This is a genomic window from Nocardia sp. NPDC004722, assembly GCF_053601505.1.
Genome location: NZ_JBSGBY010000316.1, coordinates 1 through 9,850, shown reverse-complemented (window position 1 = coordinate 9,850; position 9,850 = coordinate 1). Strand labels below are relative to the sequence as shown.

Genomic DNA, 9,850 nt, shown 5'->3' with positions numbered 1-9,850 from the left:
GACCGTCGGGGTCCGCAGCACCCGCCAGCGCAGCGCGATCGCCGCTCTGCTCGCCGACATCGACGAATTCCGCTCCGCGCAGGAGCTGCACGACGCCGCCACCGACAATGACCACCGCCCACGCCGGTGCCGAGATCAACATCAGCCCAACGGTTCCCGCCGTCGTCAACCCCGACGCTGTCCCGAGCCGGAAACTCCGCCGTCTCGCGCGGCGCCGCTTACGCAACTCCCGCTCGCGCGGATCGGCCCACTTGCGCACGGCCACCAGCGCCTGCTCCCCCACGCCTCGCAAGGTGTCCGGCAGCCGCTGCGCCAGCTCCTCGGGCTCGAACCCGGTCGGCGCCAACACCTCCCGCACCGCCTCGGTGGCCCGCTCCCGCTTCCCCCGCTTCCGACGGCCACTCTTGCCGGATCGCCCAGCCGAAGAATCCGGCCCCACTCCGGCACCCGGCGGGGTCCAGCCCAGCGACGACGTGCCCGGATAGCCGGTGGCCCCGAAGGTCTGAGCGGCAGCCCCCTGCGCACTCGCCGTGGGCGGCCGAGGAGTCTGCGACGCATCGCTGCCAGCAGGCCGATCAGCCGACGCCCGTGCACGTCCCGGCTGCGAGACGCCGCCCGGGGAACCACCGGATGCCGAGGACGGGTGCGGCGTGATCCCACCTGCGGTCGGCACGTTCGTCCCAGCCGGAGTCGGTCCGGAATGTCCTGCGAGATCGAAGGTCTGATGCGCGGCCGTGCCCCGTGCGGCCGTCGTGGATGGCCCAGGCGTCGCCGAGGGCCACGCCGGCCTGGACTGGGAAGTCTGATTCGCCGCTGCCCGCGGCTGCGCCGATTCCACCGTGCCACCGTATCGAGGGGTACCGACAACCGGGCCGGGCTCCGCAGCCGGGGGCGTTGCGTCGGGCGAATGTGCCGGTGTGGGACCGCCGGAGGCGGGCGTCCAATCCCAGGGCATCTCGGTCGCCGGGGTCGTGGCGGCGGAATCGCGGCCGCGCCGGAACCGGCGGCCCGATCGATCGGACGCGGCGGGCGGTGAAGTCTGTTGCGGCGCTGCCACATCGGGCCGGGGGCGTGCGGGCGCCGGCTCGGCGGCGAAACCGGGTCCGGGGTCGACGCCGAACGGTGGCGTGGGAGCGCTTGCCGGAGTGGCGGATTCGGGCGTCAGCGGCGGCTGAGGGTTAGCGGGTGGGGGGAACGGGGAGGGGAAACCCGGGATGGGGTCGGGGGTTTTGGTGCGGGTGCGGCGCAGGAAACGCGCAGGGGAGGTCGCGGGGTCGTGTTCGGCCCGCGATCTCCCCATCGTGCACTACCTTTCGCGCAGCAGTTACTGCTGGGCGGCCTGGCCCTTGTTGAAGTTGGGCTGGGTGGCGGGCTGAGCGGGCTGGCCCGGCTGGATCTGCGGCTGCGCGGCATTGCCTCCGGCGGGGAGGGCGTCGCCGCGCATGGAGGCGCGGATCTGCTCGAGGCGGCTGTGCCCGGCCATCTGGACGCTGGCCTGCTGGACCTCGAGCATGCGGCCCTGCACCGAATTGCCCGCGAGCTCGGCGGCGCCGAGCGCGTTGGCGTAACGGCGTTCGATCTTCTCGCGCACCGCGTCCAGGCTGGGGACCGCGCCGGGCGCGGACAGGGTGGAGTCCATCTGCTGCAGGGAGGCCGAGACCTGCTCCTGCATCTTGGCCTGCTCCAGCTGGGACAGCAGCTTGGTGCGCTCGGCGACCTTCTGCTGCAGCAGCATCGCGTTCTGCTCGACGGCCTTCTTGGCCTGGGCGGCGGCCTGCAGCGACTGGTCGTGCAGCACCTTCAGGTCCTCGACCGACTGCTCGGCGGTCACCAGCTGCGCGGCGAAAGCCTCAGCGGCATTGGTGTACTGGATCGCCTTCTCGGTGTCACCCGCGCCACTGGCCTGATCGGCGAGCATAACCGCCTGGCGCGCATTGGCATTGAGCTTCTCGACCTCGTCGAGCTGGCGGTTCAGCTTCATCTCCAGCTGGCGCTGGTTGCCGATCACCGACGCGGCCTGCTGTGACAGGGCCTGATGCTGGCGCTGGGCTTCCTCGATGGCCTGCTGGATCTGAACCTTCGGATCCGCATGCTCTTCGATCTTCGAGTCGAAGAGGGCCATCAGGTACTTCCAGGCCTTCACGAACGGATTAGCCATCGATTGATCCCGCCTCCATATGACGTGCCGCGCCCCGTAGCGCGACAGTAGTGCGCGACCGTCGCGCACCCCTGCTGTCCCATATCTCCACTGTGCTAACGGCCGTTCCGGAGATTTCGGCAACAGCGCGACGCCTCCGGGACGAAGCCTACAGAGAATTTATCCCTTTCGGCTCCGGAGCACAGCCTTCGTCTCTCGGCTCACCGAGCTGATCACTTGGCGGCCACCAGCACCAGACGATCCGACTTGGGGGCCGGAATCACAATGCGGGGACCGAACGTTCCGTCCGCGGCCATGACCATTTCACCGTCGCCGCCCTTGGCGGCGAGCTTGCCGGAGCCCGCCTTGGCGGGCAGCTTGGTCACGGCGCCGACCTTCGCACCGGCCTTCTCACGCGCCAGCGCGGTGGCCTTGTCGGCGTCGGCCATGGCCGAGCTGACATCGAAGAGCACCTGCGCCAGCGGCACATCCAGGGCCTGGCAGATGGCGGCCAGCAACTCGCTGGAGGCCTCCTTGCGGCCGCGTTCCACCTCGGACAGGTAACCCAGACTCACGCGCGCGGAGGTGGAGACCTCACGCAGTGTCCGGCTCTGGGCGACCCGAGCACGACGCAGGCTTTCCCCGATCGCTTCTCGCAGCAGCGTCATCTCGTTCTCCTCACACTCGTCTCGCCGGACCCAGCGTTTGACTGGACAACGTCCGGCGTCGGCCGCGCGTTCCCGGCCTCTTCACTCGCCCCTGACGGAGCGGACGAGTTCGGCGACCGCGGCGCGGACCGCGCCCACCCTGATCGTCCACCGGTCCCCCGACAACTTCAACCGAAGTACCTCGGTGGACTGTGGACCCGCTATACCAAGGAATACCGTGCCGACCGGGCTGCCGTCCTGCGGTTCGGGTCCGGCGACGCCGGTGAGCCCGATTCCCCAGTCCGATCCGCAGCGCCGGCGGGCGCCGACCGCGAGCTGTTGCGCGGTGCTCGCCGCCACCGGTCCATCCGTGGCCAGCGTGTCCGCACTCACATCCGCGAGGGACTGCTTGAGGTCGGTGGCGTAGACGATCAGTCCACCCCGCAACACCGCGCTCGCGCCCGGAATTCCCGCGATGGTGGCCGAGAGCAGACCGGCGGTCAGCGATTCCGCGGTGGCCACGGTCTGGCCCGCGGCGCTCAGGGCGGCCACCAGCTCGGCGGCGTCCGTCACGGTGACGAGCGGATCCGGCGGGATGGGCCCGGCGGTCGCCACCCGCGACAGGATGCCCTCGATGTCCGGCCGGACCCTACGCGCCACGGCTACCGCCCGGCGACCCGAACCACAGCCGGCCCGCCTGCACCACGTAGTCCAGGCCGGTGACGACGGTCAGCACGACCGCCACGTACATCAAATCCATTCCGGCGGAAGCCAATCCACCCGACAGGGGCAGCAACAGCACGGCGATGGCCACCGACTGCACCAGCGTCTTGAGCTTGCCGCCGCGGCCCGCCGGGATCACGCCGCGGCGCACCACCGCCAGCCGCAGCAACGTGATGGCGAGCTCGCGGGCCACGATGACCAGGGTGATCCACCAGGGCAGGTCGTGCAGCATCGACAGCCCGATCAGGGCCGCCCCGATGAGGGCCTTGTCCGCGATCGGATCCATCAGCTTGCCGAAGTCGGTGATCAGGCCGTACTTGCGGGCCAGCTGCCCGTCGACGCGGTCGGTGATGGCGGCGATTCCGAAGAGCCCGGCCGCGATCCAGCGCCACTCGGTGTCATGGCCGCCCGCGGCGAACAGCGCCAGCAGGAACACCGGAACGATGAGGATGCGCAGGATGGTGAGCACGTTGGCGATGTTCATCAGCGGCACGGCCGCGGGCTCCACCACCGCCTCCGGGCGCGCGGCGGGAACGAACCCCGGGCTCGCCGCCGGAACGGCGTCCGCCCAGCGACCCTCGATCTCGTCCGGCTGCACGGTCACCAGCGCCCCCACCGGCCGTGGCGGCGGCCCTGGTTTCCGGACCATGCCGGGCTGCGGAGGGACTGGATGTGCGACACACCGACAAGCCTATCGGTACGCGGGCCGACTACTGTGCACCCCATGACAACACGGGCACCAAACAGCGGTTCCATCGACGGGCAGGCGGCGAACGCGCCGATCGTCCGTCGAGCGCGAACCTCTGACGTGCCCGAGATCAAGAACCTCATCGACATCTACGCCGGCCGGATCCTGCTCGAGAAGAATCTGGTCACCCTCTACGAGGCGGTGCAGGAGTTCTGGGTCGCCGAGCGCGACGGGCAGATCCTGGGCTGCGGCGCGCTGCACGTGCTGTGGGCCGATCTCGGCGAGATCCGCACCGTCGCGGTGCATCCGGACATCAAGGGCACGGGTGCGGGGCGGTTGCTGGTGGAGCAGCTCGTCGCCGTGGCGCGCGAGCTCGACCTGCGGCGGGTGTTCGTGCTGACCTTCGAGGTGGACTTCTTCGCCCGGCACGGCTTCGTGGAGATCGAGGGCACGCCGGTGACCGCCGAGGTGTACGCCGAGATGTGCCGGTCCTACGACACCGGTGTCGCCGAATTCCTGGATCTGTCCTACGTCAAGCCCAACACGCTCGGGAATACCCGAATGCTGTTGACGCTCTGACACTTCCGTATACCGACTCCGAGAGGGATCATCCATGGCCGTCTTCGCCGTCCATTACGTCTACTCCGATGCGACCGCCCCCGCGCGCGACATCCACCGCCCCGACCACCGCGCCTGGCTCAACGGCCTGGTCGACGAGGGCACCGTGCTCACCAGCGGCCCCTACCCGGACGGGTCGGGTGCGCTGATCCTGGTGCAGGCGGCCGATCTCGCCACGGTCACCGAGCTCTTCGAGAAGGACCCGTTCAACCGTGAGGGCCTGCTGACCGACAAGCGCATCGTGGAGTGGCTGCCGACGATGGGCGCGTTCGTCAACTGAGCCCCAGGCCCATGACCTGCGGGTAGACACCGTCTATCAAAAAGTAGACAACGTCTACGAGGCGTCAACTCCGTTGAGCCCCATCCGGACCGGGCCGGATGGGGCTTTCGCATATCCGGCCCCGGCGGCGGCATCCCAGCGGGATAGGTCAGACCGGGATCGTCACGCGGGCTCCGGAAGCAGCGCTGCGGCGGATGGCGTCCAGGACCCGGTGCATACGCAGGCCGGCCGAGAAGGAGGGGACGGTGTCGGCGGCGGTGTGAATGTCCTCGGCCAGGCGGGCGTAAAGCCGTGCCACATTGCGCGATTCGACCGGGAGGGCGGCGATCGGCGCGGGGTCGGCGGGAGTCAGGTCCCGCCAGGAGGCGTCCGCGCCGCGGGCCGCGAGAAGTTTCAGGTCGCTCATCTGGATGCCGCCCGCGTGCAGGCCGGGCGCACCGGCGGCGGTGTCGTTGGCCAGCACCAGATCGCCCTCGGTGCCGGAGATTTCGATGCGGGTGTGGGCGTTGGTCCGTTTGCCGTCGTGCAGGTGGGCCGAGACCACCACATTGTCGCGGGTGCGCGCGTGGAGCAGCAGGTGGTCCGGGCTGGTGACAGGCACCCGCTCCCCCGTTTCGACGACGGTGTTGTACGCGTTGCGGATCGCCAGGTCCGCCGAGAGGTCGGTGAGCTCGCCCAGCAGGAATTCCACCGGGTCGAGGGTGTGGCCGCCCGCGACCTCGAGGAGTCCGGCGGCGTTCTCCCGGTCGAGGGTGTAGGCCGCCCACTGTGGGATGACGCCGCCCGCGCCCTTGCCCCGTGACGAGTAGACCGTGGCCGACACAGGTTGCCCGACATAGCCTTCGGCGAGCAGCTCGCGGGCGCGCAGGACAGCGGGTGCGAACCGCGCCTGTAGGCCGACGACGTGATGACCGGGTGCTGCCGCGGCCGTGGCGACAAGGGCTTCGGCTTCGGAAGTCGTTCGGGTGAGCGGCCATTCGGAGTAGACGTGCTTGCCCGCGGCCAGGGCGGCGCCGATCAGTTCGGCGTGGGCGGGGACCTTCACGGTGATGACGACCAGGTCGACGTCGGGATGTTCGGCCAGGGCGCTCGCGTCGGCGAAGGCGTGCGGTGCGCCGAATTCGCGGGCGGCCTGTTCGGCGCTTTCGCGGCGGCTGGTGCCGACCGCGGTCAGTTCGAAGTCGGGCAGGGTGCGCAGGGCCGGGATGTGGGCTCGGGAGGCCCAGCCACGGTCGGGGCTCGCGCCGATGATTCCCACTCGGATGCGGTCGGACATCGTTCACTCCTTCGCTAAGCGGACTCGAATGGTCCGTTTTTGACGCTAGCCAAACGGACTCGGAAAGTCCACTTTTGCTAGAGTCCAGGTCATGACCGCCGTCGACCGCCTGCTGGCCCGAGAATCCGGGCCGACCCCACGCGCGGACGCGCGCCGCAATCTCGAACGACTGGTCACCGCCGCGCGCTCGGCCGTCGCGGAGGTCGGGGTGAATGTCACCGCCCAGGAGGTCGCCCAGCGGGCCGGTGTGGGCAAGGGGACCTTCTATCGGCGGGTGCCCTCCCTCGAGGCGCTGCTCCAGGTTGTCCTGGAGGAGGTGCTCGAACAGGGCATCGCCGCCGCTGATCGCGCTCTCGAGAATCCGGATCCCTGGCAGGGGTTCACCGAATTCGCCACCGCCTACGTGAGTTTGCGAAAAGAAAGCTGCGGCGTGAACGACGCCCTGGGCGGCGGCGGGAGCTGCGATTTGGAGCGCTGCCTGTCCGACCTGCGGGAGCGATTGCGCGAATTGGTCGGCCGCGCACAGGAAAACGGGTCGATGCGCACCGACACGCCCTGGGAGGACATCGCCTTCGTACTGGCCGGAGTGGCGACCGCGGACCACACCATCGGCCTGTCCGCCGCCCCCGACCAATGGCATCGGAACCTCCGCATTGTTCTGGACGGCCTGTCCGCCCGCCCCTGAAGCACCCTTTACGATCCTGGTAGCGGGACATTTGCCTCTGCAAAGAAATTAAGCGTTTCGGGAAAGATCGGCTAGCGACAGGACCCGAAAGGACACATCGCAATGGCGCGAAAATCCCTGCTCCGTTTCGCCGGTCTGATTGTCGGCGCGGCACTGGTGGTCACCGGGTGCGGCGGCAATTCCGGCGACTCCGCGCACTCCACCTCCACCCCGGTGGCGACCTCCCAGGCCGCTCCCGGCAAGACCGACGACGCGGCGCGGGCCCCCGGAACCCAGCCGCGCATCGCCATTCTCGCGACCGGCGGCACCATCGCGGGCAAGGCCAATGCCAATTCCGCGGTCGGCTACACCGCGGGTGAGGCCACCGCGCAGGATCTGATCGACGCGGTGCCCGGCCTCGACAAGATCGCCAAGCTGAGTGCCGAGCAGGTCTCCAATATCGGCAGCCAGGACATGAACGAGGATGTGTGGCTGAAGCTGGCCAACCGGATCAACGAGCTGTTCGCCGGCGATCAGGTCGACGGCGTGGTGGTCACCCACGGCACCGACACCATCGAGGAGACCGCCTTCTTCCTCGACAATGTCATCTCCAGCGACAAGCCGGTGGTGCTGGTCGGCTCGATGCGCCCCTCCACCGCGCTGAGCGCCGACGGTCCGGCCAATCTGCGCTCGGCCGTGCAGGTCGCCGCCTCGCCCGAGGCGCGTGGTCGCGGTTCGATGGTCGTCCTCAACGACACCATTCACAGCGCGAGCGATGTCACCAAGACCAACACCACCAGCGTGCAGACCTTCAAGTCGCTCAACACCGGCCCGATCGGCTATGTCGACGCGGCGGCGGTGACCTTCACGCGACCGGCCGCGCCGCAACAGCATTCGCACTTCCCGGTCCCGGGTGGCGCCCCGTTGCCGCGGGTCGACATCGTCTACTCGCACGCGGGCATGAACGCCGATCAGGTGAACGACGCGGTCGGGCACGGCGCGAAGGGCCTCGTGCTGGCCGGTGTCGGTGACGGCAATACCGCCAAGTCGGTGGTGGACGCACTGTCGAAGGCCGCCAAGAGCGGTGTGGTCGTGGTGCGTTCGAGCCGGGTCGGCTCGGGTGAGACGGTCCGCAATGCCGAACTCAACGACGACGAGCTCGGCACCAGCGCCTCGATGTACCTGAATCCCGCCAAGTCCCGGGTCCTGGTCCAGTTGCTGCTGGCCAATGGCGTCACCGATCCGGCCAAGGTGCAGGCGGAGTTCCGCACCCGCTTCTGATCCTCCCCGGACTGGACCGCCGACGGCGCACCGCCGTCGGCGGTCTAGCGTCTATAGCCGTGCGATCGGATCAGTCCACCGCCCTGTCCAGGTTCCGGGCCGCCCGGGTGGCGCGCCTGGCGACCGTCGATGCCGAGGGGCAACCGCACCTGGTGCCGGTCACCTTCGCCGTTTCCCCCACGGACACACCGCTTCTCGTGGTCATCGCCATCGACCACAAACCCAAGTCCACGACCGATCTGCGGCGGCTGCGCAATATCGCGGCGCAGCCGAAGGTGTCGCTGCTGGCCGACCACTACGACGAGGACTGGACCCGGCTGTGGTGGTCACGCCTGGACGGGGCGGCCGAAATCCTCACCGCGCCAGCCGATCTCGGCGAACCGATCGACTGGTTGACCGCCAGATATCCCCAGTACCGAGCCCACCCGCCGACCGGCCCGGTGATCCGGGTGGCGGTCGAGTCGGTGCGCGGCTGGTCCTATTCGGATTGAGCTCAGTGCTCGTGGTCGTCGTCGCCATGCGGGTGGCCGTGCTCGAGTTCGTCGGAGGTGGCGTCGCGGATGTCGAGCACCTTGACGGTGAAGTGCAGGCGCTGCCCGGCCAGCGGGTGGTTGGCGTCGATGGTCACCTCGTCGCCGTCGACGGCGCGCACCACCACGATCTGCGAGTCGCCGTCCGGCGCCTCGGCCTCGAACTCCATGCCGACCTCGAGCTCGTCGATGCCGACGAACGCGTCCCGCTCCACGGTGCTGACCAGTTCGGCCAGGTATTCGCCGTAGCCGTCCTCGGGCTCGACCACGACCACGACCTCGTCGCCCGCATTGCGGCCTTCGAGGGCCTTCTCCAGCCCGTCGACGATGTTCTCCGCGCCGTGCAGGTAGATCAGCGGCTCGTCGCCGACGGAGGTGTCCAGCACCTCGCCGTCGTCGTCGGTCAAGGTGTATTCGATGGAAACGACCTTGTCAGCGGCAATCGACATGGTGGTGGGCCTTTCGCGGAGGAATGCGTACCGGGTCAATGTATCGCCTGAGGACCACCGCGCTCGTCACCAGTTGCACCAGCACATAGCACCCGGCATAGGTGGGCACGGTGAAATAGGCGAACCACACGGAGTTGTCCGCGCGCGGCAGCATGAACAATCCGATTCCGATCGGGTGCGGCGAGTCCTCGAACGGCGGCCGATCGGCGAAGGTCCACCACCAGCAGAAACCGATGGCCACGATGCCCGCCGGGGCCAGCCACGCCGCTCGGGTCGCCGCGGTGCGGGCGTACTGCCAGGCGAGGATCACCAGTGGCACGAACCATACCCAGTGGTGTCCCCAGGAGAATGGTGAGGCGCACGCGGAGGTCATGCCCGTGACGGTGACCGCGAGGAGTTCCCGCCCGGCCCGGTGCGCGAGGGTGGCCGCGGTGAGGCCGAGCGCGATCACCGGCACCACGACCAGCAGCCACAACCAGGTGGGCGGCTGAAAGACGGTCCCTCCGAACACGTCCGCGGTGAAGCGCCGCACGTCGAAGAAGCGCAGCAGCTGCGCG

At 69.2% G+C, this 9,850-nt stretch carries 11 protein-coding genes and 3 pseudogenes; 6 read left to right on the top strand and 8 right to left on the bottom strand.

From position 1 onward, the window contains the following. Positions 1 to 94, top strand: a pseudogene (locus tag ACWELQ_RS27150) (transcriptional repressor); the annotation flags it as partial. A 48-nt stretch (positions 95 to 142) separates the two neighbouring features. On the opposite strand, the pseudogene ACWELQ_RS27145 reads toward ACWELQ_RS27150, so the two are convergent. From ACWELQ_RS27145 to pgsA, 5 genes and pseudogenes are all read right to left on the bottom strand, one after another. After that, positions 143 to 955: pseudogene (locus ACWELQ_RS27145) on the bottom strand (hypothetical protein); the annotation flags it as partial. Positions 956 to 1,324: 369 nt separating this feature from the next. Further along, entirely contained in the window at positions 1,325 to 2,158 is an 834-nt protein-coding gene (gene pspA / locus ACWELQ_RS27140) for a phage shock protein PspA (protein WP_452399871.1), read from the bottom strand. 212 nt (positions 2,159 to 2,370) lie between these two features. Further along, positions 2,371 to 2,805, bottom strand: a complete 435-nt coding sequence (locus ACWELQ_RS27135; RefSeq protein ID WP_452399870.1) for a helix-turn-helix domain-containing protein — start codon at positions 2,803 to 2,805, stop codon at positions 2,371 to 2,373. Positions 2,806 to 2,886: 81 nt separating this feature from the next. Continuing rightward, the gene (locus tag ACWELQ_RS27130; protein WP_452399873.1) at positions 2,887 to 3,381 is read right to left on the bottom strand and encodes a CinA family protein; all 495 of its coding nucleotides are present in this window, start codon (positions 3,379 to 3,381) and stop codon (positions 2,887 to 2,889) included. 52 nt (positions 3,382 to 3,433) lie between these two features. Continuing rightward, positions 3,434 to 3,991, bottom strand: a complete 558-nt coding sequence (pgsA, locus tag ACWELQ_RS27125; RefSeq protein ID WP_452399872.1) for a CDP-diacylglycerol--glycerol-3-phosphate 3-phosphatidyltransferase — start codon at positions 3,989 to 3,991, stop codon at positions 3,434 to 3,436. Between the two features lie 240 nt (positions 3,992 to 4,231). Here pgsA and ACWELQ_RS27120 point away from each other — a divergent pair, with 240 nt between their 5' ends. Continuing rightward, positions 4,232 to 4,774, top strand: coding sequence for an amino-acid N-acetyltransferase (locus tag ACWELQ_RS27120; RefSeq protein ID WP_452399869.1), 543 nt, complete (start codon positions 4,232 to 4,234; stop codon positions 4,772 to 4,774). A 34-nt stretch (positions 4,775 to 4,808) separates the two neighbouring features. Beyond that, positions 4,809 to 5,093 (top strand): YciI family protein, encoded by a 285-nt coding sequence (locus ACWELQ_RS27115; protein ID WP_452399868.1) that lies wholly within the window; start codon positions 4,809 to 4,811, stop codon positions 5,091 to 5,093. 148 nt (positions 5,094 to 5,241) lie between these two features. On the opposite strand, the gene ACWELQ_RS27110 is transcribed toward ACWELQ_RS27115, so the two are convergent. Next, positions 5,242 to 6,369, bottom strand: coding sequence for a Gfo/Idh/MocA family protein (locus tag ACWELQ_RS27110; RefSeq protein WP_452399867.1), 1,128 nt, complete (start codon positions 6,367 to 6,369; stop codon positions 5,242 to 5,244). 91 nt (positions 6,370 to 6,460) lie between these two features. Here ACWELQ_RS27110 and ACWELQ_RS27105 point away from each other — a divergent pair, with 91 nt between their 5' ends. From ACWELQ_RS27105 to ACWELQ_RS27095, 3 genes are all read left to right on the top strand, one after another. Then, complete coding sequence (locus tag ACWELQ_RS27105) at positions 6,461 to 7,054, top strand: TetR/AcrR family transcriptional regulator (RefSeq protein ID WP_452399866.1); 594 nt, start codon at positions 6,461 to 6,463, stop codon at positions 7,052 to 7,054. A gap of 102 nt (positions 7,055 to 7,156) precedes the next feature. Beyond that, positions 7,157 to 8,314 carry an asparaginase gene (locus ACWELQ_RS27100; RefSeq protein WP_452399865.1) on the top strand — a complete coding sequence of 386 codons (1,158 nt, stop codon included), beginning with the start codon at positions 7,157 to 7,159 and terminating at the stop codon, positions 8,312 to 8,314. Positions 8,315 to 8,373: 59 nt separating this feature from the next. Continuing rightward, positions 8,374 to 8,805, top strand: a complete 432-nt coding sequence (locus ACWELQ_RS27095; protein WP_452399864.1) for a TIGR03668 family PPOX class F420-dependent oxidoreductase — start codon at positions 8,374 to 8,376, stop codon at positions 8,803 to 8,805. 2 nt (positions 8,806 to 8,807) lie between these two features. On the opposite strand, the gene ACWELQ_RS27090 is transcribed toward ACWELQ_RS27095, so the two are convergent. Both ACWELQ_RS27090 and ACWELQ_RS27085 read right to left on the bottom strand, forming a co-directional pair. After that, the gene (locus ACWELQ_RS27090; RefSeq protein ID WP_452399863.1) at positions 8,808 to 9,293 is read right to left on the bottom strand and encodes an FKBP-type peptidyl-prolyl cis-trans isomerase; all 486 of its coding nucleotides are present in this window, start codon (positions 9,291 to 9,293) and stop codon (positions 8,808 to 8,810) included. Then, positions 9,277 to 9,850, bottom strand: a pseudogene (locus ACWELQ_RS27085) (glycosyltransferase); the annotation flags it as partial. The pseudogene ACWELQ_RS27085 and the gene ACWELQ_RS27090, both read right to left, overlap by 17 nt.